Origin of the sequence: Paractinoplanes rhizophilus (assembly GCF_042664765.1) — a bacterium.
In the GTDB taxonomy this organism is placed as follows: Bacteria; Actinomycetota; Actinomycetes; order Mycobacteriales; family Micromonosporaceae; genus Actinoplanes; species Actinoplanes rhizophilus.
Window position 1 is genome coordinate 1 of sequence record NZ_JBHTBJ010000051.1, and the last position, 23,279, is coordinate 23,279.

Consider the following 23,279-nt stretch of genomic DNA (forward strand, 5'->3'; position numbering starts at 1 on the left):
GCCGCTCGCACCCCGCGCTGCCCGCGCCCCGCGCTACCCCGCGCGCCGCCTCGCCCCGCGCGCCGCCTCGCCCCGCGCGCCGCCTCGCCCCGCGCCCCGCCTCGCCCCGCACCTCGCCCTGCCCCGCGGCGCGGCGCGGCGCGATCTTGATGACATGCGGCTCGCGGCGCACAGCAGCTCATCAAGTCGAAAGAGGATCATGCGCCGCGGCGGCAATTTAAGCGCACATTTCGGAAATGTCTTCTCAGAGCGACCCGGATTGTGGACGCGCGGGCCAGATGCTGGAAGGTCAACCACCATGCGGGACCGTTGCCCATCAGGTGGTCGCTGGACCTCACATGATGGGAAGGACCGCAGGTCGCCGCGGGCGCGAAAGCGACAATCCCGGCCGCTGCGTCGGGGTCAGCGGCGGCTGCGCTCGTTCGGCCGGCGTGACCGGGGTGGCATGGCCATCATCGGCTCCTCCGGTCCGGGCAGCCCCCCGTCGGCCAGCAACTGGGCGATCGGCAGCGTCGCCGCCCCCTTGGCCACCGCGTCCGGCCCCAGCGTGCACAGGTCGATGCTGGTCCGGCTGTACGGGCGGCGCAGCGCGTGCCGGGCCGCCGCCGCGCGGATCTCGGGCAGGAAGCGCTCGCCGAGGCGCGCGCCCGCGACGCCGCCGAGCACGATGCGCTCGGGGCTGAACAGGTTGATCAGGTCGGCGATGCCGGCGCCCAGGTAGCCGACCGTCTCGGCGAACACCGGCTCGGCCGCGGGCGGCGTCGCGGCCAGCATCTCGTCCACCAGGCCGGGCGTGTCGGCCCGCCCGGTGGCGGCGGCCAGGCGCCGGGAGATGCCGCCGGCGCCGATGTACGCCTCGAGGCAGCCGCGCGCGCCGCAGCGGCACAGCTCGCCGTCGTACACCAAAGTGGTGTGCCCCCACTCGCCGGCGTTGCTGTTGGCGCCGCGGTAGCCACGGCCGTCCATCACCACGGCCGCGCCCACGCCCGTACCGATCATGATGATGACCGCGTGCCGCGCGCCGCGCGCCGCGCCGAACCACATCTCGGCCTGGCCGAACGTCTTGGCGCCGTTCTCCACGAACACGGGCACGCTGGTGCCGGCCCGCAGCATGTCGCCGAGCGGCACCGCGTCCCAGCCGGTCGACTGCGAGTCGACCACGCCGTCCTGGCCGACCACGCCGGGCACGCCGACGCCGTACCCGAGAACGTCCTTGACCTGCACCCCGGCCTCGGCGATCACCGTGGCCAGCCCGGTCAGCAACCGCTCGGCCACCTGGGCCGGGTCGTCGTCGTGCGCCAGCACGGCCGCCGCCAGTCGGGCCATCGACAGGTCGTAGAGCTCGACCAGCACCCGGGTCTCGGCCACGTCGGCGCCCACCACGTAGCGGAAGCCGGGCCGGACCCGCAGCAGCACCCGCGGGCGGCCGCCGTCCGAGCCGACCAGGCCGGCCTCCTCGACCAGGCCCTCCTCGAGCATCTCGCCGATCAGGTTGCTGACGCTGGCCTGGCTCAGCGCCGTGGTCGCGGCCAGCTGCTGGCGGCTCTGCAGGCCGCCGTGGAAGAGGTCGGTGAGCAGGCTGGACCGGTTGGCCCGGCGCACGTCACGCACCGTCGTACGCCTGCTCTCCAACCTCGTGCCCCCTCAGCCGCCGTCACCTGACCCGAAACTCTACGGCGCTCGGCGCCCCGGGCGTCTATGGTGCCCCCGTGACCGACTATCGCGACGTCAATCTGAGCCATTGGAACGAGCGCGCCGCCGCCCACGCCGCCTCGCCGGGCTATCCGGTGGCCGCGCTCGTGGCCGATCCGGCGGCGCTCAGTCAGGTCGTCGCCTTCGATCGGCCGCGGCTCGGCTCGCTGGCCGGTCAGCGCGGGATCCACCTGCAGTGTCACATCGGCACCGACACGGTGTCCCTGTCGCGGCTCGGCGCGACGATGACCGGCCTCGATTTCTCGGACAAATCGCTGTTCGAGGCCCGGAGCATCGCTGCTCGCGCTCATGCCGACGTCCGATTCGTGCAGGCCGACGTGTATGACGCGCTCGCCGTCGCGGGCGACGGCTACGACTTCGTCTACACCGGCGTCGGGGCGCTCTGCTGGCTGCCCGACATCGCGCGCTGGGCCCGGGTGGTCGCGTCGCTGCTGCGGCCGGGCGGCCGGCTCTTCCTGCGCGAGGGCCACCCGATGCTGTGGTCGCTCGACGACGAGCGCACCGACGCGCTGGTGGTGCGATACCCGTATTTCGAGCGGGCCGAGCCGCTGGTCTTCACCTCCGACGGCTCCTACGTCGAGACCGACGTCGAGCTGCGCGGCAGCACCACCCACGAGTGGAACCACGGTCTCGGCGAGGTGGTCACCGCCGTGCTCGACGCCGGCATGACGCTGACCGGGCTGATCGAGCACCGCTCGGTGCCGTGGGAGGCGCTGCCCGGCCGCATGCACGAGCTGCCGGACGGCGAGTGGGTCCTCGACGAGGAGCCGGACAGGTTGCCGCTGACCTACACCCTCCAGGCGGTACGCACGTAGGGTCCGTTTAGAGATCGACGCGCTCGGGGTATCCCGCGGTCATCCCCACGACCGAGGAGACCCCCGATGCGCACAGGCTCGATCGGCGCAGCCATCCTGATCATCTGGCTGCTGCTCGGCAGCGTGGCCGCCTACCAGCGCGGCTACTTCAAGGACACCGGCGACACCAGCTGCGCCAAGGCCGGCACCGTCGTGGTGACGATCGTGGCCGGGCCGCTGAACTGGCTGGGCGTCAACCCGAAGATCAAGTGCGACATCCCCGAGCCGAGCAAGTAATCCCCCATCCCGGCCGGGCGGCGGCGACCGGACCCACCACCTCTCGCCGTCGCCCCCTCATCCGATGAGGCCGCGCTCGCCGCTCGCCCGCTCATCCGAGCAGGCCGTGCTCGTGGGCGAAGACCACGATCTGCACCCGGTCACGCAGCGACAGCTTCCGCAGGATCGCGCCGACGTGCGTCTTCACTGTGGACTCGCTCGCGAAGATCTCGGCCGCGATCTCGGCGTTCGACAGGCCCCGGGCCACGGCCCGGAAGACCATTCGCTCCTTCTCGCTGAGCGACAGATAGGCGTCCGGCACCGGCGCTTGCGCCGCGAACTGCGTCTCCAGCAGCGCGGTCAGGTCGGTCGGGGCGAGCACGGCGTTGCCCGCGTATACACTGCGGACCGCGTCGGCCAGCTGCCCCGGCGTGGTGTCCTTCAGGAGGAAGCCGCTCGCGCCGTGCCGGATCGCGGCGGCCGCCCGGTCGTCCAGGTTGAAGGTCGTGAGCACCAGCACCCGCACCGGCCGCGCCCGCGGCGTCGCGTAGATCAAGCGGGTCGCCTCCACGCCATCCATCCCCGGCATGCGCAGATCCATCAGGACCACATCAGGATCAAGATCATCAACCAGCCGTACGGCGTCCCGCCCGTCCCCCGCCTGGCCGACCACCCGGATCCCCTCCTGCGCGTTGAGGATCACCACGACGCCGGCCCGGAACAGCTCCTGATCGTCGACGACCAGCACCCCGATCTCGCCCCCGCGGTGGGGGTCGCCGTCCGGCCCGCCTTGGGCGCCGCTGCTCATGCCGCCGTCCACGCCACCTCGGGTGCCGCCTCCGGGGTTGCCGCCCACGCCGCCTTCGGGACCGCCGCCCACGCCGCCTTGGGGGTTGCCGCCCACGCCGCCTTCGGGACCGCCGTTGGGGTCGTCGCTCATGGCGCCGCCGGGATCCGCGCCGTGGCCACGAAGACGTCCTCGCGCCGCCCGGTGTCGAGCGTGCCGCCCACCGCCGCCAGCCGCTCGCGCATGCCGTCCAGCCCCGACCCCGTCCCCTCCGCGCCGCCGCCCGCCGCGTTGCGCACCTGGATGACCAGCGCGTCGTCCACCCACGACCGTCGCACGATCACCGGGCTGTCCCGCCGCCCGTGCCGGATCGCGTTGGTGAGCATCTCCTGCAACACCCGGTAGGCCGCGACCTGCCCCTGCTCCCCCAGCGAAAGCGGCGTGCCGTCCTGGCCCGACACCACCTCATGGCCGCCGGTCCGCACGTTGTCGATCAGCTTGTCCAGGTCGTCGGCCGGATCCCGGGTCGCCGACAGCACGTCGCGCACCTCCCGCAGCGAGGTCCGGGCCGAGGTCGCGATCGTCGCGAGCGCCGACTTGAGCGCCGCCGGGTCGTCGTCCGGCAGGTACTGGCCCGACTCGGCCTGGGCCAGGATCACCGCCAGCGAATGCCCGACGACATCGTGGACGTCCCGGGCCAGCCGGGTCTGCGCGTCCCGGATCCGGGCGGTCTCCTCGGCCCGCGCGCGCTCCCGGGCGGCGTGATCCAGCTCGGCGCGGGCCCGGTCGGCGGTGCGCAGCGCGACGCCGGCCAGCCAGGGCGCGCCGAGCAGCGCCATGAACACCAGCGCCACCCCGATCCGCCAGCCGATGCCGAGCCCGTGCACGGCGCCGGCGATCAGCTGCCACGAGGCGACCGGCAGGTTGATCCGTACGCCGTGGGCCTGCAGCAGGATCACCGCCACTGCCGAGCCCGCCGGGATCGACAGCCCGCTCACCCAGAGCGTCAGCCGGCCGCCCCAGCGAGCGACGCCGAACGCGACCGCCAGCACCGCGATCTGTGTGAACAGGAACGCCGTCCCGGCGAGAACCTGGCAGATCGGGATCAGCCAGGCCAGCGCCAGCGAGACCGCCGGCGCCCGGCGGATCAGCGCGACCGCCGCCGCCGTGCCCAGGACGACCAGCCAGAACAGGACCCGCCACGCCGGGCTGCCGAGCCACGGCTGGGTCTGGTCCTCGATCAGCCCGCAGACCAGGACGGCCGCCGCGCCGGCCATCGCACCGACCGCCTCGCCGCCGCCCGGCAACCGATGTGGCTGATCACCCATGCCCACACGCTATGCCGATCAGCGTGTCGAGCAGCCGCGGGTACGGCATTCCGGCGGCCGCGAACATCCTCGGGACCTGCGAGTGCGCCGTGAAGCCCGGCATCGTGTTCACCTCGTTGAGCACCGGCCCGGCCGCGGTCACGAAGAAGTCGAACCGGGCCACCCCGCGGCAGCCCAGCGCCTCGTACAGGGCCGTCGCCGCCCGCTCGATCCGCCCGGTCACGGCCGGCTCGATCGGCGCCGGGATCAGGAACTTGGTCGCCTCGCCGCCGTACTTGGCCGCATAGTCGAAGAACCCGTCGGTGACGATCTCCAGCGTGGGGCTGGCCACCACCTCGTCCCGGTTCCGCAGCACCGCGATGTCTATCTCGCGACCCTCGATGACCTGTTCGATCAGGATGCGGTCGTCGTGCCGCAGCGCTTCCGCCATCGCGCCGGCCAGGTCGCCGGGCCGGCGCACCAGCGCGACACCGAGGCTCGACCCGGCCGCCACCGGCTTGACCACGACCGGCCCGCTCCAGGCGTACCCGGCCACCGTGCGCGCCGTCAGCAGCCGCCCCGGCGCCACTGCGATGCCAAGATCCTGAGCGATGAGCTTGGTCACCCATTTGTCCATCGCCAGCGCTCCGGGCCTCAGACCCGATCCGACGTACGGCACGCCGGCCAGCTCCAGCAACGCGGCGAGCGTGCCGTCCTCGCCGCGGGGCCCGTGCACGATCGGCAGCGCCACGTCGCAGGTCTGCAGCCTTTCCACGGCCGACGCCAGCCCGAGGGGCGCACCGGCGGCGTCCCGCCAGGCGCCGTCCCGGCCGATGGTCAACCCGATGATCTCGTACGCGCCGGGGTCGAGCGCCGCGGTGACCGCCGCCGCCGAGGCCAGCGAGACGTCGTGCTCGCCGTTGGCGCCGCCCCCGATGACGGCCGCCCGAATCCGAGACATGATCAGTTCCCTCCGACGACGTGCCGATGCGGCCGGTTGCCCAGCCCGGTGACGATCTCGTGCGGCAGCGTGCCGGCCCAGCCGGCCCACTCGGTGACGGTCGGCTCCCCGCCATCCCCCGGCCCGAAGACGACGGCGATGTCACCGATGCGGGCGCCGTCTCCGGGGCCGGTGTCGACCACGACCTGGTCCATCGAGATCCGGCCCGCTATCCGGCAGCGACGACCGCCGAGCAGCACCTCGCCGCGCGGCCCGGCACTGCGCGGGAGCCCATCGGCGTAGCCCACCGGCAGCAGCGCCAGCGTCGTGTCCCGCGGCGCCCGCCAGGTGTGGTCGTAGCCGACCGGCGTCCCCGCCGCCACCCGCCGCACCTCGACGACCGGCGCGGTGAGCGTCATCGCCCCGCGCAAGGCCGTCGTGCCCGACGGATCGATGCCGACCAGCCCCGCCCCGGTGCGGACCAGATCGAAGTGCGTCTCCGGAGCCGTCAACGTCGCGGCGGTGGCGGCGAGATGCCGCACCCGGGGACGCAGCCCCATCGCGTACGCGATCTCGAGCCCCGCCCGGAACCGCCGCAGCGCCGCCGGCGTGTCCGGCCCGGCGAGATGGCTCATCACCCCGACCACCGTGACCCGCCCGCCCAGCTCGGCTTCGCGCGCCGCCCGGCACAGCGCCACCCACTCGCCGGCGGTGGCGCCGTCCCGCGCCATCCCGGTGTCGAGGTGCAGATGGATACGCGCCCCTCGCGGCATCGCCGCCAGGTGGGCCAGGCTCGGCACCGCCAGATCGACCCGCTGTCCCACCGCGGCCGGGAAGTCGGCCCCCGGCGGGTTGAGCCAGCTCAGCATCGGCCCGTCGAGCCCCGCGGCCCGCAGCGCCAGCGCCTCGCCCAGCCCCGTGACGCCGAGCCAGGTCGCTCCCGCGCCGAGCGCCGCCCGGGCCACCCCGATCGCGCCGTGCCCGAACCCGTCCGCCTTCACCACGGCCATCACCGCACCGCGGGCGCGGGCCGCCAGCGTGCGCGTGTTGTCCGCCACCGCCCCCAGATCAACCGTGATCCGCGCCGCCGACCCTCCGGAGGTCGCCGCACCGGCTCTCCCAACGCCACCCGTCGCCAGCGCCGCACCGGCTCGCGCACCACCACCACCCGCCTCCAGCGCCGCACCGGCTCGCGCACCGCCACCCGCCTCCAGCGCCGTCACCCTCATGCGTCCACCCGCACCCGGACCGGGCCGTGCAGCGCCGCGGGCGCCCCGGTCATCAGCGCCCAGTACCGGTCGCCGTAGCTCCAGTGCCACCACTCGGTCGGGTAGTTCACCAGGCCCGCGCCGCCCAAGACGCGTCCGAGCAGCATCCGGTTGGCCCGCGCCTCGGCCCCCACGTTCCCGGCCGCGAAGTAGCACGCGCCGCCCGACTCCTCCGGCGTCGCGTCGATCGGGGTGCCCATGTCGAGGTCCCCGCCCGGTCCCGCGAGCGTCAGATCGACGGCCGCGCCCGCCACGTGCGGCGCCACCTCGACCGGCGCCACGAACCGGCTGGTCAGCCGCCGCAACTCGGCGTCGGTCAGGCCCGGGTCGGCGGCGCGCAGCTCCACCGCGTACGCGTCAATGATCTCCACCTGGCGCGCGAGGTCCCGATGCCCCTCCACCACCCGCAGCGACAGCCCCGCGGGCAGCGCCTCCCGAGCCCACCCGAGGCGTTCGGCCAGGTCGGCACGCACCCAGGCGCGAGCCGCCCCGAACTCCGCGCCGAGCCGCACGAACGGAACCCCGCCATCGCACACCGGCACGGCCGACACCAGGGGGTCGCTGAGAAGGATCACCATGCGGCCAAAGATCGCCCGCGCCGTCACCCCGGCGCATCGTTCTCAGGTACCGCCGCCCGGTCCCCAGGTACCGCCCCGCTCCGCCCCGCGGATCGCGCCGCCAAGCCGGGCCGCTCCGCCCGGCCGCTCCGCTCCGCTCCGCCCGGCCCCCGCGCTGGCCCGGGCGGGACCGCGTTGTCGGGCCGGGCCGCGCGGTGCCGCCAGGCCAGGCCGTCAGCCTCGTTCGATCAGGTGGCCGACTATCTGCGGGCCCATGATGACCGCGGCGCCCGAGCCGTCCCGGCGGGAGTCGGGCTCCGGGAGCTCGACCGGGTCGCCCGTGCTGCTGGCGCCGATCGGGCGCGGGCCGACCCACGCGACCGCCAGGCGGGACTCGCCCTTGAGGAAGCGCTGGACGCGGACGCCGCCGGTGGCGCGGCCCTTCGCGGGATAGGACGCGAACGGGGTCACCTTCACCTGGGTGCCGGTGGAGGTCACCACCATGGGCTCGCCGTGCTCGGCGTCGGTGGTGGTGACCACGTTGAACGCGATGACCTCGGCGTCGGCCGACAGGCTGATGCCGGCCATGCCGCCGCCCTTGAGGCCCTGCGGGCGCACCAGCTTGGCCGGGAAGCGCAGCATCGACGCGTCCGACGTGACGAACGCCAGCGACTCGTTGCCGTCGGTCAGCCAGGTGGCCTGCACGACCTCGTCGCCGTCCTTGAGGGTGATCACCTCGAACTCGTCGGAGCGCACCGGCCACTCGGGCGCGCACACCTTGACCACGCCGAGCCGGGTGCCCATGGCGATGCCGGGCGAGCCGTCGGCGAGCGGCGCGATGCCGACCACCCGCTCGCCCTTCTCCAGCGGGACCAGCTCGGAGGCCGACATGCCGCCGCGCAGCGACACCGTGCCGGACTGCTCGGGCAGCACCGGCAGCGTCAGCACGTCGGTCTTGAAGGCGCGCCCGCGGCTGGTGACCAGCAGGATGCGGCCGCGCGCCGTCGAGTGGACGATCGACCGGACGGCGTCGTGCTTGACCCGGCCGGAGCGACGGCGGGACCCCTCGGGCGCCTCCTCGCTCTCGGCCGCCGTGCGGGCGATCAGCCCGGTGGCCGAGAGGATGACCTGGCACGGGTCGTCGGCGACCTCGAGCGGGCCGGCCGGCGCCGAGGCGGCGAGGACCTCCTTGAGGTCGCCCCCGATCAGCGTGGTGCGCCGCGGCGCGCCGAACTCGGACGCGACCTCGGCCAGCTCGTCCGACACCACCTGCTTGAGCACGTCCTCGTTGTCGAGGATGTGGGAGAGCTCGGCGATCTCGGCGCGCAGCCGCTCCTGCTCGGTCTCGAGCTCGATGCGGTCGAAGCGGGTGAGCCGCCGCAGCGGCGTGTCCAGGATGTACGTCGCCTGGATGTCGGAGAGGCCGAACTCCGCCATCAGCGCCGCCTTGGCCGCGGCCGCGTCGTCGCTGCCCCGGATGATCGCGACCACCCGGTCGATGTCGATCAGGGCGATCAGCAGGCCGTCGACCAGGTGCAGCCGGTCCTGGCGCTTGGTGCGCCGGAACAGCGTGCGCCGGGTGACCACGTCGTATCGATGGTTGACGAAGACCTCGAGCAGCGCCTTGAGCCCGAGCGTCTGCGGCTGCCCGTCGACCAGCACCAGGTTGTTGATGCCGAACGACGTCTCGAGCGGGGTGAGCCGATAGAGGTCGGCGAGCAGGGCCTGCGGGTTGACGCCGACCTTGCACTCGATCACCAGGCGGGTGCCGTGCTCGCGGTCGGTCAGGTCCTTGACGTCGGCGATGCCGGTCAGCCGGGCGGCCTGCCGCTGGCCGCGTTTGGGCCCGGAGACGATGAGCTTGCCCTTCACCTCGTCGGTGATGGCCTCGATGATCTTCTCGGTGCCGATGCCGTACGGCAGCTCGGTCACCGTGATCGCCTGGCGGCCGCGACCGCCCTCGAGCGGGCCGGTCTGCGCCCTGGCCCGCATGCGCACCACGCCGCGGCCGGTCTCGTAGGCCCGGCGGACCTCGTCGAGCCCGAGCAACTGGCCGCCGGTGGGCAGGTCGGGGCCGGGCACGAAGCGCATGAGCGCGTCGAGGTCGGCCTCGGGGTTGGTGATCAGGTGCCGGGCGGCCGCCACGACCTCGCCGAGATTGTGCGGGATCATGTTGGTCGCCATCCCGACCGCGATGCCGGAGGTGCCGTTGACCAGCAGGTTGGGGAACGCGGCCGGCAGCACCTTGGGCTCGAGGTCGTTGCCGTCGTACGTCGGCTTGAAGTCGACCGTGCCCTCGCCCAGCTCCCCGACCAGCAGCATCGCCTCGCGCGACATCCGAGCTTCGGTGTAACGCGCCGCAGCCGGTCCATCGTCTTGAGATCCAAAATTGCCGTGTCCGTCAATTAAAGGGGTATTGAGCGAGAAATCTTGCGCTAAACGGACTAAGGCATCATAAATCGCTACATCTCCGTGCGGATGAAATTTGCCCATCACGTCGCCGACAACTCGGGCAGACTTCACATAAGGTCGATCGGGGCGGTGGCCCTGCTCGGACATCGACCACAGGATGCGGCGGTGCACGGGTTTGAGGCCGTCACGCGCGTCGGGCAATGCCCGCGAGTGGATCACCGAATAGGCGTACTCAAGGTACGAGTCCTCAACCTCGGTGGTCAGCGGGTTGTCCAGGACGCGCGCTCCGGCCTGGTCGAATGCCGCGAGATCGGTCCGCTTGGTGTCGGTCCGCCGGCGTGCCATATTCCTGTCCTTTCGGGTACGCCGGTCAGGCGTCGATCGCTTCTTCGTCGATCCGGCCGGACGATTCGATCAGCCAGTTCCGTCGCGGCTCGACACGCTCGCCCATAAGCAGTTCCAGCACTTCCTCGGCACGCCCCACGTCACTCATGGTGATGCGCCGCACGGTTCGGGTTGCCGGATTCATGGTGGTGTCCCAGAGCTCCTCGGCATCCATCTCGCCCAGACCCTTGAATCGCGGAACCGGTTTGACCACCGACTTCCCGCTCTTCTCCAATCGCGCGACGGTGCTTTCCATCTCGGACTGGGTATAGGTAAAGATCGTTTGTGAGTTGCGCCCCTTGGTGGACACCTTGTGCAACGGCGGCATGGCCGCGAACAATCGGCCCGCCTCGATCACCGGACGCATGTAGCGGGCGAACAGCGTGATCAGCAGGGTCCGGATGTGCGAACCGTCGACGTCTGCGTCGGCCATGATGAGAACGCGACCGTACCGCAGGGCTGACAGTTCGAAAGTGCGGCCCGAGCCGGCGCCGAGAACCTGCACGATCGCGGAGCACTCGGCGTTGTCCAGGACCTGCTGGAGAGTTGCCTTCTGCACGTTGAGGATTTTGCCGCGAATCGGCAGCAGCGCCTGGTATTCCGACGACCTCGCCATCCGGGCGCTGTTGTGGACGAAGACGCCTGGCTCCAACGCGAAGTTGTGGTAACCCTCCACGGTGAGGTCGTAGACGTCCGCTGTCTCCGTCAGCGTCTCGACACTCGCGACGCTGTGATTGACCAGCTCCGCCGCCTCGCGCAGTCGAGTCAGGTCACCGTCGTACGCCTCGAGCAGGCGCTCCCAGCTGAACCCGGTGCGCGCCCGGGCGAGCCGGTCGGCCTTGTAGGCAGCGGCGATCTCCTGGTCGGGCAGCGAGAGGAACGCGCTGAGCCGTTTGACGGCGGCACGGCGACGCCCGTTGTTCTGCGCGTCGACCCGTTCAGCGCGGGAAACGGTGCGGAAGTAGGCATCACGGCCGGCGTGGAGCTTGGCCACCAGCGAGGGATCCTCCCGCAAGCGGGTACGCATCAGCTCCGCGTGCCCCTCGTCGATCCGTTCCCGGTTCTCGTCCAACATCGCCGCGTGCAGGGCGGCGTGGGCCGCCCACGTCATGCGGCGAAGATTGCGCGGGTCGTTGTTTCGCTTGTCGCAGTCGATGTGGTGCCGGACATTGCCGTTCGCAGCCTGGTCGAGGCCATGCCGAAGGTTGAACGCATCAGCGAGGTAATGGGTGTAGACCCACTCCTCCCGATCGTTCATCCAGACCTTCTCGTACCCGTCGAGGTTGTCGCCGTGCGCCTTCGCCGACACCGACCGGTAGAGCGGCATCAGCGAATCGCCGGGCGTCAGCTGGTCAGCCCGGCGATACGAACCGTCACGGAGCCGGAACAAGTGGTCGGGCGTGCACCGGACGGCCTCTCCACCGTCCAGCGTGATCCGCACCAGGGGCGCATCACGCTTGGTTAGACGCGGCTCGATCAGCGGGGCGACAACCACGCGGCCGTTCTTGTTCGTCGTGTAGCCGAAATGGGTGATGCCCCGCTGCCAATCCGCGGCAAGGTCGGCGAAGGTGCGGGCCTCTCCGGAGGCGAGCGCGACGCGCGTGTCGCCGGTGAAGCAGCCGAGTGCCGAGTCGCCCTCGACAATGAACAGCTCCGACTGCGCGATGCCGGTGGCGCGGCAGTCGACCAGCTTGGGCGGCATCGACGCGCCCTCGAGGGCGGTCTTGCGGCGGGCCGCGTCCTTCTGCTGCTTCTGGGTGAGGCGTACGCGGGCGGCGTCCACCACCTTTTGCAGGACGGTGCGTGCCTCGGTCTTGGTCTTGCGGCCGTCGACCCACTCCTTGAGGTGGGCCTCGATCAGGGCCTGCATCACCCGGGTGACCCCGGCCGTGGACAGCTCGTCCTTGGTCTGCGAGGTGAACTGCGGCTCGGGCACCCGGACGTGGACGACCGCGGTCATGCCCTCCATCAGGTCGTCGAGGACCGGCGGGTCCTCTTTGGGCCGCAGCAGGCCGCGGGTGTTGCGGATGGCCTCGGTCAGCGCCCGCACCAGCGCCCGCTCGAAGCCCTTGCGGTGGGTGCCGCCGTGCACGTTGCGGATCGTGTTGGTGAAGCACTCGATGGTGCGCTCGTAGCCGGTGCCCCAGCGGAACGCGACCTCGATCTCGGCGCGGCGCTCGACGTTGGACTGCATGACGCCGTTGGCGTCGGCGGCGTTCTCCTTGTACGTCCCCTCGCCGGTGACCAGCAGGATGCCGGAGACCGGCTTGTCGCCGGCGTGGGTGAGGAACTCGACCATGTCGGTCAGCCCGCGGGGGAAGTGGAAGCTCTCGGTGACCGGCTCCTCGGCGGTCTCGTCGCGCAGCGTGTACATCACGCCGGGGACCAGGAACGCGGTGTTGCGCAGCTTGGCCCGGACGGCGTCGGCGTCGAGCCGGGCGCCGGTCTCGAAGTACCGCGCGTCGTACCAGTACCGGATCGAGGTGCCGCCGGGCTCGCCGCGCTTCATCTTGCGGACGACGCGCAGGCCCGACTCGGGATGAAAGCGGGAATTCGGCCCGGGGCCGTCGAAGACGCCGGGGGCGCCGCGGTGGAACGAGATCTCGTGGACCTTGCCGTCGCGCTTGACCGTCACGTCGAAGCGCAGCGACAGCGCGTTGACCGCGGAGGCGCCGACGCCGTGCAGGCCGCCGGAGGTCTTGTAACCCGAGCCGCCGAACTTGCCGCCGGCGTGCAGCCGGGTGAGCACCAGCTCGACGCCGTTGAGGCCGGATTTCGCGTTGATGTCGGTCGGGATGCCGCGGCCGTCGTCGTCGACCTGGACCGACCCGTCGGCGTGCAGGATCACCGACACCTTGGTGGCGTGGCCGGCCACGCCCTCGTCGGTGCAGTTGTCGATGATCTCGTTGGCCAGGTGGTTGACGCCGCGGCTGTCGGTGGAGCCGATGTACATCCCCGGGCGTTTCCGGACGGCGTCAAGCCCCTCGAGGTGCGTGAGGTCGTCAGCCCCGTACAGAATTTCCGCGGTCACGAGGTGGCACATCCCATCGGCCCTAGGTGGTGGTCAATTCGCGGCGAGCCTACCGGGACCCTCCGACAGTTCCTCGGCACCGAGCCGAGGGGCTGTCACGAAGATCCCGGATAATAGCCGCATATACCCTGGGCGGTGAGCCACGACACCCGAGAACGGCCTACTCGGCGCCCACCCCGCAGAGCTCACGCCGGCCGGCCGGGACCCGCTGCGGCTGCAGCGCCCGCCACAGATCGAGCGGGTACGGCTTGCCGGCCACCCGCACCGGCGGCAGCTCCTGGTAGGCGATCAGCTCGTCGGTGACCGCCTGGGTCGCCGCGCACACCACGACCGTGTCGTGCGGCGCGTACGCCTGCAGCCGCGCCGCCGTCGAGACCACGCTGCCGCTGACCATCCCGTGCCCGAACTCCCGGGCGGCCGCGAGGTCGACGATCACGTCGCCGGTCGCGAGCCCCACCCGGGTACGTACCGCGAACCTGCCGGCCAGGAGCTGCCCCCTCAACGCCTCCTGGACCGACAGGCCCACCCGCACCGCCGAAGCGGCCGCTTGCGGGCCGAACCCCTCGGGCCCGGCCCCGAACACGGCCATCACCGCGTCGCCGACGTACTTCTCCACCACGCCGCCCCCCTCGCGGACGACATCGCACACAGTGGAGAAATAGTCCCGTTGCAACATCCGGACGACCGAACAGTCAAGATCATCGATTAACGAGGTGAAACCCACGATGTCGATGAACAACACCGTGACGGTCTGTCGCCGCTCCTGCTCCGCCATAGCGATCGCGGTCATGGTCACACTCCCCCAGATTGTCGGGGGCTGCTCACGACGGTGGAGACGCCGTCGCCACCTCTCTCCTGCTTCGGGTTCGCGGTAGGTCGTGAACAACCCTCGAATGCTTGCCCCGGTGCTGAACGGTGCCAGCCGCCGTCCACCGATGGATCGTCAGAACGACGTATCTCTGACAGCGGACCGGCCCGTCATTTTTGTGACGCAGAACAGACCGAACCGACGAGAACGTGCTAGGTCGTTTCGCATTAGGCTGCCCTGCATGGCCAGCGACGAGGGGGACGACGGTCCGCTTGTCGGGCGCACCGACACGCTCGCCGACGTCCAGTCCGACCTGCGCAATCTCGGGCCCGGCGGCACAGCGGCGGTGTTCGTCACCGGCGAGAGCGGCGTCGGCAAGAGCCGGCTGCTGCGCGAGACGGCCCGCGCGATGGGTGACGCGGGTTACGCCGTGCTGTCCGGAACCTGCCTCGACATCGGCGACGCGTCCCCGTTGCACCCGGTCCTGCAGGCCCTGCGGCAATACCAGCCCGATCTTCAGCAGTGGGACCAGACCGCCGGCGCCGACGCCCTGCTCGACCGGGTGAGCCGCGACCTGCGCGCGGTGGCCGGCGACAAGCACCTGCTGCTGGTCCTCGACGATCTGCAGTGGGCCGACCGCAGCACCCGGCAGCTGCTGCTCTACCTGCTCGCCGGCCTGGGCGGCATCCGCCTGTCGATGCTGGCCGCGGTGCGCGCCGAGGCCCTGCACGGGGCCCACCCGCTGCGCCGCGTCCTGGCCGAGCTGCGCCGGCTGCGCTCGGTCAAGGTCGTCGACCTCGCCCCGCTCGACCGCGAGCAGACGCTCGAGCTGGTCACCGCGATCGCCGGCGGCATCGAGCCGGAGGACTCCGACCGCGTCTACAAGCGCTCCGGCGGCAACCCGTTCGTGGTCGAGGAGCTGGCCCGCGACCTGCGCGACGGCCGGATCGAGCTGTCCGACACGCTGCGCGAGATCTTCCTGTCCCGGGTGGACGAGCTCCCGGCGAACGCGCATGCCGTGGTCCACGCGGTCGCGGCCGGCGTCGAGCCGGTCGACCACCAGGTGCTGGCCAAGGTCACCAAGCTGGCCGAGGACGAGCTCCTCGAGGCGATCCGGGCCGCGGTGGCGCACCGGTTCGTGGCGAGCGCCGCCGACGGCTATCGGCTGCGGCACCGGCTGGTCGCCGAGATCCTCGAGGCCGAGGTGCTGCCGGCCGAGGCCACGGCGCTGCATCGCCGCTTCGCGGAGGCCCTGGAGGCGGGCGGCATTGTCGATCACGCCCGGCTCGCTCATCACTGGCAGCGGGCCGGCGAGGCGGCCCGCGCACTGCCGTCGGTGGTCGCGGCGGCGAGAAGCGCCGAGAAATTGTACGGGTACGCCGAGGCGCATCGGCACTGGTCGCTGGCGCTCGACCTGATCGGCGACGACGAGGCTGCCACGCCCGGGATCGCCGGACCGGCGGCCGGACCGGGCGCCGGCGGCGGCACGACGCGGGCGGAGCTGTTGTCGCACGCCGCCGAGACGGCCCACCGCTGCGGCGAGCACCAGCGCGCCCTCGACCGGCTGGCCGAGCTGGCCCGCCACCCCGGGGCGCCCGGCGAGTGCGACCTGCACCTGCGCCGCGCCCGCTACCTGGCCGCCGCGGGCCGCTCGGCCACCGCCGAGACCGAATACGAGCTCGCCCTCAACTCGCCCGCCTGCACCCCGCAGCAGCGGGTCTCGGCCGCGGCCAACCTGGCCGAGCTGCTGCTGCACCTGGGCCGCTACGCCGACGCGTACGCGCGGGCCACCGAGGCCCTCGACCAGGCCGCCGTCGGCTCCACGCAGGATCTGGTGCGCGCGAGCGCCGCCCTCGGCTTCAGCTCGGCCTTCCGCGAGGACCCCGACGCCGGCCTCGCGGTGATCCGGCACGCGGTCGACATCGCCGAGCGCTCCGGGCAGCCCGACGACCTGGGCGTGGCCTACCTTCACCTGGCCGAGCTGCTGGCCGGCCCGCTCAACAACGTCGAGGAGGGCGTGCTCGTCGCCCGGCGCGGCGCCGAACGGCTGGCCGCGCTGGGGGCCGGCCGCACCTACCAGACCCGCCTGCTGGCGATCGCCGGGAACGGGCTGTTCCGGGTGGGTCAGTGGGCCGAGGCCGACCAGGTGCTCGAGGCCGCGATGGCGCACCGGCCGTCCGGCGCCGACGCGGTCGAGCTGCTGCTGGCCCGCTGCCGCCTCTGGGTGGGCTTCGGCGACGTGGACGCCGCCCAGCGCGATCTCGACGCGGTGGCCACCCTCCTCGCCGGCGGCGGCGCCCGGCACGTGCTGCCGATGCTGACCCTGCGCGCCGGCCTGGCGATGTGGCAGGGCCGGCACGCCCAGGCCCGGGCCGCCGTGCAGCGTGGCCTGACCGAGACCCGCTCCGACGACCTGGTGCTGCTCGGCGTGCTGGCCTGGCACGGGCTGCGCGCCGAGGCCGAGGCCCGCGCGGCCGGCGAGCCGGTCGACCCGGGCGCGGTCCGTCGCCTGCGGACCGTCGTCGACCGGATGGCCGAGGGCGTGGGCAGCGCCGCGACCCCGGTCCGCGCGGTGGTCGACGGATACCTCGACCTGTGCCACGCCGAGATCAGCCGGGTCGAGGAGCGGCACGACCCCGAGCCGTGGCTGCGCGCCGCGGTGGCGTGGGACCGGCGCAACCAGCCCTATCCGGCCGCCTACGCCCGGCTGCGCCGGGCCGAGGCGGCGCTGACCCGCAAGAGCCGCCGGGCCCAGGCGATCCTGGCCCTGCGGGAGGCGTACGCGACCGCGACCGCGATGGGCGCGCGCCCGTTCGCCGCCGAGATCGTCTCGACCGCGCAGCGCTTCCGGGTGGCGCTGGCCGACGACGCCGACACCCAGCCGATGAGCCCGCCCGCCGCGCAGGACGACGGGCTGGCCGTGCTGACCCAGCGCGAGCGCGAGGTACTGGCCGCGGTCGCCGAGGGTCTGACCAACCGGGAGATCGGCGAGCGGCTGTTCATCAGCGAGCGAACGGTCGGCGTACACGTCGGACACATCTTCGACAAGCTCCAGGTACGCACAAGGGTGCAGGCCAGCCGGGTCTATCTCACCGCGGCGTGACCCTTTCGTTATATACGTACGGCGAATACGTAGTTCTACCGATCCGTGCGCGAGCCGTCGGTGCGAGGCTTCCCCCACGGGGGAGCACCGCCCGGCGGCCACCGCCGCCGGGCGGTGCTAGGGGGTCCTCCGAGTGATCAGCACCTGGAGGAAACCGATGACTCAGTCGGTCTGGGGTCCGGTGCGGCAGGAGATGTCCGACCTGCTGCAGTCGCACCCCGACGACGTGCCCGCCGTGGTCGACCAGCTGACGAAGCTGCAGGACATCCTGGGCCGCGTGCCGCCGCTGCTGCAGGAGAACCCGCTCTGCGACTTCAACAAGCTGTACCTGACGATCACCGAGAGCGTGCTGGAGCGCCTCTACGGGGGCAAGTTCCAGGACCCGGCGTTCCTCGCCCGGCTGGATGTCGAGTTCGCGGCGCGCTACTTCGACGCGCTGCGCGCCTGGGCCGGCCCCGAGGCCAGCCCGCGCTGCCCCCGGGTCTGGGCCGGGCTGTTCACCCGGATTCCCGGGCCGGACTGCCGGCCGCTGCCCGCCGCCTGCGCTGGGGTGAACGCGCACATCAACTTCGACCTGCCGTTCGCGCTGGTGACCACGTTCGACCACCTGGGCTCCGACCCGATCGACGACAGCGACCAGCACCACGACTACCTGCAGATCAACGAGATCTTCGCGGCGGCGATCCCGGGCCTGCGCCGCGGCTACCTCGACAAGTGGCAGCTGCTGATCGACACGATGAACGGCCGGCTCGACGACTGGTGGCAGGGCGAGGCGGTCGATTACACGCGCAACGTCGCCTGGCGCAACGCGCAGAAGCTGTGGGGCATGCGGCACGACCTGTCGGCCACCGACAAGGAGCGCGCCCACCTCGACCGGATCGCCGCCGATCTGGGAAAGCTGCTGCTCTCTCCGCTCGGCGAGTTCCTCCAGTGAGCGGCGAGCTCCGCCGTCGAGCGGCGTTCCTCCCGGGGCATTGCTGAGCGCCGCGGCCCGTCCCGGGGGAGACGGGCCGCGGCACCCCAGCCTTACTTCTTGATCGCGATCAGGCGGGCGTTGTTCGTGTCGCCGTCCTTGACGCCGGCGATGCCGATCTCCTGACCGGTCTTCAGCGCCGAGGTCTCGACGGTCTTCCGGTCCTGCACGACGCGCAGCTTGTCGCCGTAGGCCCAGCTCAGCGTGACGCCGTCGGACGACTTGACGGTGATCTTGTCGGCGGCGACCGCGGTGACCGAGCCGCGCTGCACCACGACCGTGCGCACGCCCTGCTTCCTGGTCTGGATCGTCACCTCGCCGTGCAGGGTGTTCCGGCGCAGGTACTTGCGCAGCGCCCGGCGCGGGGCGTCGCCGCGGCCCGCGCCCGCCGCCGGGGACGGGTCGTCGGCCAGGCCGGTCTCGAAGCCGACCTGCTGAAGAGCGATCGTCGCGGTCGCGACGTCGGCGGACAGGGCATCCGAGGACGAGGCGTCGGTGGTGGCGCCGGCGGGCGCGGCGGTCCCGCCGCCGATCCCGCAGCCGGCCATGGCGAGCACGCCGGCGAGTCCGAGAGCCAGGAGGGTTCGTCTCATGGCGCCGACTCTGCCCGGCGTACGCCAGGCGTTCGTCAGGGCAATGTTCGGGTTGGGTAAGGAAGCTCCACGGTGAACATCGCGCCGCCCTCGGGGGCGTGCCCGGCGGTGATCCGGCCGCCGAGCCGGTCCACCAGACGCGCCGCCAGCGCCAGGCCGAGGCCGCTGCCGACCTTGCGGATGCCCCGGTAGCGGCGGTTGAGCGCGCCCCGCTGGAACACCACCTCGAGGTCCTCGTCGGTGAAGCCGGGACCGCCGTCGCGCACCTCGATCACCGCGGCCGCCGGGCCGGCGTGCACGGCCAGCACCAGCGGCGCCCCGGCCGGGACGACCCGCACCGCGTTCTCACACAGGCCGTCGATCACCTGCCGGATCCGGCCCGGATCCGTCTCCACCACGAGCGGCGCGGCCGGCAGCTGGACCCGCAGCACCGGCCCGTCCGCGCCGCAGCGGGCCGCCCACGCCTCCCCCGCCGCGCCGACCAGCTCGGCGAGGTCGACCGCGACCACGTCGAGCGGCAGGTCGGCGGCCTCCAGGCGGGCCAGCACCAGCAGGTCGGAGATCAGCCGGTCCAGGCGCTCGGCCTCGGCGAGCATCGTGGACCCGGCCTTGGCGGCGCCCTCGTCGGCCACCACACCGTCGGCCAGCGCCTCGGCGTACCCCTTGATGGTGGCCAGCGGCGTGCGGAGCTCATGCGAAACGCTCAAGAGGAAGTCCCGCTCACGCCCCTCGGAGACCTGCAATGCGGTAGCGAGCTGGTTGATCGCGTCGGCGAGCTCGACCGCCTCGGCCGACCCGCGCCGCGGGATGCGCACCGACCTGTCCCCGGCGGACAGCCGGGCGGCCGCGCCCGCGGCCAGCCGGATCGGGCGCACGATGAACTGGGCCAGCAGCACGCCCGCCAGGATCCCGCCGAGCAGCCCGGCGAGCATCGCGATCCACGTGCTGCCGAGCACCCGGGCCGCGGTGCCGGTGGCGACCGGGCGGGTGAGGATGACGCCGCTGCGCTGGCCGCTCAGGGGCCGGCCGACGACGAACGACGGGCGGCCGCCGACCCGGGCCCGCGTGTCGACCGCCGAGCCCGCGGCGACCTGCTGGATCACCCGGGGCGGCAGGCCGGAGCGGTCGACCACGCCCCGGCGTACCAGATAGACCTCGACGTCCTCGCCGCGCAGATCCATGACGATGCGCTCACGGGCCGCCTGCCGCTCGGTGGTCAGCAGCTCGACCGCGATCTTGCTCTGCTCGACCAGCTCGGCGCGGATCTGGGTGTTCACCGAGCGGATCGCCACCGGCACCGCGACCAGGGCCGTCACGATCACGGCGACCACCGCGGTCGCGGCCGTGACCAGCGCGACCCGGCCGGTCAGCGTGCGGAAGAAGCCGGGCTCCCGGTCACCGGCGACCTCACGCATCGGCGGTGTAGCCGACGCCGCGGACCGTGCGGATCAACGGCGCCGCGTCGCCCAGCTTGGCGCGCACCTGGGCGACGTGCACGTCGACCGTGCGGGTGCCGGCCGCCGGCGCGTACCCCCAGACGCCGGCCAGCAGCTCCTCCCGGGTGAAGACCCGGCCGGGCCGTTTGAGGAGGTGGCCGAGCAGGTCGAACTCGGTCGGGGTCAGGCTCAGCGGGGCGCCGTGCACGGTCACCTCGCGGCGGCCGGGGTCGAGGGTGACCGGGCCCAGGGTGGTGGGCCGGCCACCGTCCGGCGGTCCCGCGGCCCGCCGGAGCAGCGTCTTGACCCGGGCCACCAGCTCCCGCGGGCTGAACGGCTTGGTCACGTAGTCGTCGCCGCCCAGCTCGAGGCCGAGGATCCGGTCCACCTCGTCGTCCCGGGCGGTGAGGAAGATGACCGGCGTCCAGTCACCGTCGGCGCGCAGACGGCGTACGATGTCGGTCCCCTCCAGGCCCGGAAGCGCGATGTCGAGGATGCAGGCCACCGGCCGCAGCCGCCGCGCGGCGGCCAGGCCCGCGGCGCCGTCGTGCTCGACGTGCACGCCGAAGCCGTCCCGGCTCAGATAGAGCCGCACCAGGTCGGCGATCGGGCGCTCGTCCTCGACCACGAGGATCAGGCCCTTGGCGGGGGCGTCGGTCACGGCTCCATCATGCCCGGGGCGGTCGCCGGTCAATGTTCGGGCAACGTAAGACCGCCGGACCGCCGGCGGGCGCCGTGCCGGCGCGGACATCCCGGTCTGCCGCCGGCGTGGCTGCGCGCTATCGCGAGCGCGGCAGCCGGCCGGGAAGTACCGCGTTCGCGGTAGGCCGGGCTGCGTCGCTCGCACGACTCGTCCGGGGCGGGCGTCCGGCTAAAGTGCGGGCCATGGGCAGGGCACGCATCGGCGACTGGCTCATCGCCGCCGGAACCGGGGCCATCCTGGTGGTCGCCGGGGCGGCCGAGCACCGCCCGGCCACCGGCGCCGGGCTGCTCGGCTACGCGTTGCTGGCGGCCGGCGGGCTGGCCCTCGTCGCGCGCCGCCGCTTTCCGATCGCCGTCCTGGTGGTCACCGGGCTGTGCGCGTGGGGGTACCAGGCGATCGGCTTCGACGTGTTCGCGATCGGCTACCTGATCGCGGTGTACGCGGCGATGCGCGCCGGGCGCCGCTGGGCCACGGTGGCGGCGAGCGTGGTCATGCTGGTCACCCTGCCGCTCGCGGCCATGGTCTCCGGCCTGGCCACCGGCGAGGCGTTCGCGCAGGCCCGCGGCGTGCTGGAGCTGGCCTGGCTGATCGCGGCCGGCGCGGCGGGCGAGGCGTTGCGCCAGGCCGAGCGCCGCGCCGACGAGGCCGAGCGCACCCGCGAGGAGAGCGCGCTGCGCCGGGCCGACGAGGAGCGGCTGCACATCGCCCGGGAACTGCACGACTCGCTCACCCACCAGATCTCGGTGATCAAGATTCAGGCCGAGGCCGCCGTCCACCTGGCCCAGAAGCGGGGCGAGGAGGTGCCGGCGGCGCTGCTGGCGATCCGCGACGCCGGCCGCGAGGCCTCCCGCGAGCTCCGCGCGACGCTGGAGGCGCTGCGCGACGACGAGAAGGCCGCGCCGTGCGGGCTCGCGCACGTTCCCGACCTGGTGCGGCGGGCCCGCACGACCGGTCTGGACGCCACCCTGACGATCGAGGGCGACCGGGCCGACGTGCCGGCCGCGGTGGACCGGACCGGGTATCGGATCGTCCAGGAGTCGCTGACCAACATCGCCCGGCACGCGGCGGCCGCGTCCGCCTCGGTCCGGATCGACTACCGCCCCGACGCGGTGGCCATCCGGGTGGACGACGACGGCAACGCCACACCGGCGTCCCAGCCGGTGCCCGGCGTGGGCCTGCTCGGCATGCGGGAACGGGTGACCGCCCTGGGCGGGCTGCTGCGCGCCGGGCCGCGCCGCGAGGGTGGCTTCAGCGTGCAGGCCGAGCTGCCCGTCGGACGCCCGTCGTGATCCGGGTCCTGCTCGTCGACGACCAGCCGCTCATCCGCAGTGGATTCCGCGCGCTGCTCGAGGTCGAGGACGACATCGAGGTGGTGGCCGAGGCGTCCGACGGCCGCGACGGCCTGGCGCTGGCCCGGCGCCATCGGCCGGACATCGCGCTGATCGACATCCAGATGCCGGTCGTCGACGGCATCGAGGCGACCCGGCGGATCGCGGCCGACCCGGAACTGGCCGGCGTGCACGTGGTCATCCTGACCAACTACGGCCTGGACGAGTACGTCTTCAACGCGTTGCGGGCCGGCGCGGCCGGGTTCCTCGTCAAGGACATCGAGCCCGAGGACTTCCTGCACGCCATCCGCGTCGCGGCGCGCGGCGACGCGCTGCTCGCCCCCTCGATCACCCGCAAGCTGATCGACCGGTACGTCACCCAGCCGCCGCGCGCCGATCCGGGCGTCGCGCTGCGGGAGCTGACCAATCGGGAGCGCGAGGCCGTCGCCCTGGTCGCGCAGGGCCTGTCCAACGACGAGATCGCGGGCCGGATGGTGATCAGCCCGACGACCGCGAAGACGCACGTCAACCGGGCCATGACCAAGCTGCGTGCCCGCGATCGGGCGCAACTGGTGGTCCTCGCCTATCAGTCGGGGCTGATGAGTTCCTGACCGATGTGACCGGCGGGAGGGTGCGGCCCGCCGGTCACATCGCCTGCTTGGAGAGCGCTCTCCAATCTGCGGTCCACTGTGCCGCCGCCGACGCACGAATGTCAACGGCCTTGTCTGATTTGCACGGGTTGCCGAGGGCGTCCGGACCGGAACCGTCGAGTTCTATTGACACGGCTGAAAGGCGGGCGTAACACTGCGCGAACTGACGGAGAGCGCTTTCCCCGCGCCACCGCTCTATCCCCGGGAGTTATCCGT

17 protein-coding genes and 3 pseudogenes are annotated in these 23,279 nt (G+C 72.7%); 6 read left to right on the plus strand and 14 right to left on the minus strand.

Features of this window, described 5'->3' with window-relative positions; translation table 11 throughout:
• Positions 1-402: 402 nt before the first annotated feature.
• Entirely contained in the window at positions 403-1,611 is a 1,209-nt protein-coding gene (locus ACFQS1_RS36175) for an ROK family protein (RefSeq protein WP_378976753.1), read from the minus strand.
• Between the two features lie 98 nt (positions 1,612-1,709).
• Between ACFQS1_RS36175 and ACFQS1_RS36180 the strand changes: the two genes are divergently transcribed.
• Together ACFQS1_RS36180 and ACFQS1_RS36185 are read left to right on the plus strand one after the other, a co-directional pair.
• Positions 1,710-2,528 carry a class I SAM-dependent methyltransferase gene (locus ACFQS1_RS36180; protein WP_378976755.1) on the plus strand — a complete coding sequence of 273 codons (819 nt, stop codon included), beginning with the start codon at positions 1,710-1,712 and terminating at the stop codon, positions 2,526-2,528.
• A 66-nt stretch (positions 2,529-2,594) separates the two neighbouring features.
• Positions 2,595-2,804 carry a hypothetical protein gene (locus tag ACFQS1_RS36185; RefSeq protein WP_378976757.1) on the plus strand — a complete coding sequence of 70 codons (210 nt, stop codon included), beginning with the start codon at positions 2,595-2,597 and terminating at the stop codon, positions 2,802-2,804.
• Positions 2,805-2,895: 91 nt separating this feature from the next.
• Here the strand turns inward: ACFQS1_RS36185 and ACFQS1_RS36190 are convergent, their stop codons facing one another.
• From ACFQS1_RS36190 to ACFQS1_RS36235, 10 genes and pseudogenes are all read right to left on the minus strand, one after another.
• On the minus strand, positions 2,896-3,723 hold the full coding sequence (locus tag ACFQS1_RS36190) for a response regulator (RefSeq protein WP_378976759.1): 828 nt from the start codon (positions 3,721-3,723) through the stop codon (positions 2,896-2,898).
• The gene (locus ACFQS1_RS36195; protein ID WP_378976761.1) at positions 3,720-4,898 is read right to left on the minus strand and encodes a sensor histidine kinase; all 1,179 of its coding nucleotides are present in this window, start codon (positions 4,896-4,898) and stop codon (positions 3,720-3,722) included. Before ACFQS1_RS36195 ends, ACFQS1_RS36190 begins: the two co-directional genes overlap by 4 nt.
• Positions 4,891-5,838, minus strand: coding sequence for a D-alanine--D-alanine ligase family protein (locus ACFQS1_RS36200; RefSeq protein WP_378976763.1), 948 nt, complete (start codon positions 5,836-5,838; stop codon positions 4,891-4,893). Before ACFQS1_RS36200 ends, ACFQS1_RS36195 begins: the two co-directional genes overlap by 8 nt.
• Positions 5,839-5,840: 2 nt before the next feature.
• On the minus strand, positions 5,841-6,956 hold the full coding sequence (gene alr / locus ACFQS1_RS36205) for an alanine racemase (protein ID WP_378976823.1): 1,116 nt from the start codon (positions 6,954-6,956) through the stop codon (positions 5,841-5,843).
• A gap of 86 nt (positions 6,957-7,042) precedes the next feature.
• Complete coding sequence (locus ACFQS1_RS36210) at positions 7,043-7,663, minus strand: M15 family metallopeptidase (RefSeq protein ID WP_378976765.1); 621 nt, start codon at positions 7,661-7,663, stop codon at positions 7,043-7,045.
• 213 nt (positions 7,664-7,876) lie between these two features.
• The gene (locus tag ACFQS1_RS36215; RefSeq protein ID WP_378976767.1) at positions 7,877-10,399 is read right to left on the minus strand and encodes a DNA gyrase/topoisomerase IV subunit A; all 2,523 of its coding nucleotides are present in this window, start codon (positions 10,397-10,399) and stop codon (positions 7,877-7,879) included.
• A 25-nt stretch (positions 10,400-10,424) separates the two neighbouring features.
• Positions 10,425-11,063 (minus strand): annotated as a pseudogene (locus ACFQS1_RS36220) (toprim domain-containing protein); the annotation flags it as partial.
• A gap of 6 nt (positions 11,064-11,069) precedes the next feature.
• Positions 11,070-12,083 (minus strand): annotated as a pseudogene (locus tag ACFQS1_RS36225) (ATP-binding protein); the annotation flags it as partial.
• A pseudogene (locus ACFQS1_RS36230) lies at positions 12,057-13,481 on the minus strand (ATP-binding protein); the annotation flags it as partial. The pseudogenes ACFQS1_RS36230 and ACFQS1_RS36225, both read right to left, overlap by 27 nt.
• Before the next feature lie 148 nt (positions 13,482-13,629).
• Entirely contained in the window at positions 13,630-14,259 is a 630-nt protein-coding gene (locus ACFQS1_RS36235; protein ID WP_378976769.1) for an adenylate/guanylate cyclase domain-containing protein, read from the minus strand.
• 259 nt (positions 14,260-14,518) lie between these two features.
• On the opposite strand from ACFQS1_RS36235, the gene ACFQS1_RS36240 reads away from it, so the two are divergent.
• Positions 14,519-17,380 carry a helix-turn-helix transcriptional regulator gene (locus ACFQS1_RS36240; RefSeq protein WP_378976771.1) on the plus strand — a complete coding sequence of 954 codons (2,862 nt, stop codon included), beginning with the start codon at positions 14,519-14,521 and terminating at the stop codon, positions 17,378-17,380.
• Positions 17,381-17,537: 157 nt separating this feature from the next.
• Complete coding sequence (locus ACFQS1_RS36245; protein ID WP_378976773.1) at positions 17,538-18,314, plus strand: DUF5995 family protein; 777 nt, start codon at positions 17,538-17,540, stop codon at positions 18,312-18,314.
• 92 nt (positions 18,315-18,406) lie between these two features.
• On the opposite strand, the gene ACFQS1_RS36250 is transcribed toward ACFQS1_RS36245, so the two are convergent.
• The 3 genes from ACFQS1_RS36250 to ACFQS1_RS36260 are packed head-to-tail and all read right to left on the minus strand — an operon-like array spanning position 18,407 to position 21,043.
• Complete coding sequence (locus ACFQS1_RS36250; RefSeq protein WP_378976775.1) at positions 18,407-18,946, minus strand: hypothetical protein; 540 nt, start codon at positions 18,944-18,946, stop codon at positions 18,407-18,409.
• Positions 18,947-18,981: 35 nt separating this feature from the next.
• Positions 18,982-20,361, minus strand: a complete 1,380-nt coding sequence (locus ACFQS1_RS36255; RefSeq protein ID WP_378976777.1) for a sensor histidine kinase — start codon at positions 20,359-20,361, stop codon at positions 18,982-18,984.
• Positions 20,354-21,043 carry a response regulator transcription factor gene (locus ACFQS1_RS36260; protein ID WP_378976779.1) on the minus strand — a complete coding sequence of 230 codons (690 nt, stop codon included), beginning with the start codon at positions 21,041-21,043 and terminating at the stop codon, positions 20,354-20,356. Before ACFQS1_RS36260 ends, ACFQS1_RS36255 begins: the two co-directional genes overlap by 8 nt.
• A gap of 224 nt (positions 21,044-21,267) precedes the next feature.
• On the opposite strand from ACFQS1_RS36260, the gene ACFQS1_RS36265 reads away from it, so the two are divergent.
• A complete protein-coding gene (locus ACFQS1_RS36265; protein ID WP_378976781.1) occupies positions 21,268-22,374 on the plus strand; it encodes a sensor histidine kinase in 1,107 nt (368 codons plus the stop codon).
• Entirely contained in the window at positions 22,371-23,024 is a 654-nt protein-coding gene (locus ACFQS1_RS36270; RefSeq protein ID WP_378976783.1) for a response regulator, read from the plus strand. The genes ACFQS1_RS36265 and ACFQS1_RS36270 overlap by 4 nt, the downstream gene beginning before the upstream one ends.
• Positions 23,025-23,279 lie beyond the last annotated feature (255 nt).

Excerpts from the sequence above, each read along its gene's own strand:
- ACFQS1_RS36185 (WP_378976757.1), top strand. The coding sequence starts at position 2,595 with ATGCGCACAGGCTCGATCGGCGCAGCCATCCTGATCATCTGGCTGCTG.
- ACFQS1_RS36190 (WP_378976759.1), bottom strand. The coding sequence starts at position 3,723 with ATGAGCGACGACCCCAACGGCGGTCCCGAAGGCGGCGTGGGCGGCAAC.
- ACFQS1_RS36195 (WP_378976761.1), bottom strand. The coding sequence starts at position 4,898 with ATGGGTGATCAGCCACATCGGTTGCCGGGCGGCGGCGAGGCGGTCGGT.
- ACFQS1_RS36200 (WP_378976763.1), bottom strand. The coding sequence starts at position 5,838 with ATGTCTCGGATTCGGGCGGCCGTCATCGGGGGCGGCGCCAACGGCGAG.
- ACFQS1_RS36210 (WP_378976765.1), bottom strand. The coding sequence starts at position 7,663 with ATGGTGATCCTTCTCAGCGACCCCCTGGTGTCGGCCGTGCCGGTGTGC.
- ACFQS1_RS36215 (WP_378976767.1), bottom strand. The coding sequence starts at position 10,399 with ATGGCACGCCGGCGGACCGACACCAAGCGGACCGATCTCGCGGCATTC.
- ACFQS1_RS36235 (WP_378976769.1), bottom strand. The coding sequence starts at position 14,259 with ATGACCGCGATCGCTATGGCGGAGCAGGAGCGGCGACAGACCGTCACG.
- ACFQS1_RS36240 (WP_378976771.1), top strand. The coding sequence starts at position 14,519 with ATGGCCAGCGACGAGGGGGACGACGGTCCGCTTGTCGGGCGCACCGAC.
- ACFQS1_RS36245 (WP_378976773.1), top strand. The coding sequence starts at position 17,538 with ATGACTCAGTCGGTCTGGGGTCCGGTGCGGCAGGAGATGTCCGACCTG.
- ACFQS1_RS36250 (WP_378976775.1), bottom strand. The coding sequence starts at position 18,946 with ATGAGACGAACCCTCCTGGCTCTCGGACTCGCCGGCGTGCTCGCCATG.
- ACFQS1_RS36255 (WP_378976777.1), bottom strand. The coding sequence starts at position 20,361 with ATGCGTGAGGTCGCCGGTGACCGGGAGCCCGGCTTCTTCCGCACGCTG.
- ACFQS1_RS36265 (WP_378976781.1), top strand. The coding sequence starts at position 21,268 with ATGGGCAGGGCACGCATCGGCGACTGGCTCATCGCCGCCGGAACCGGG.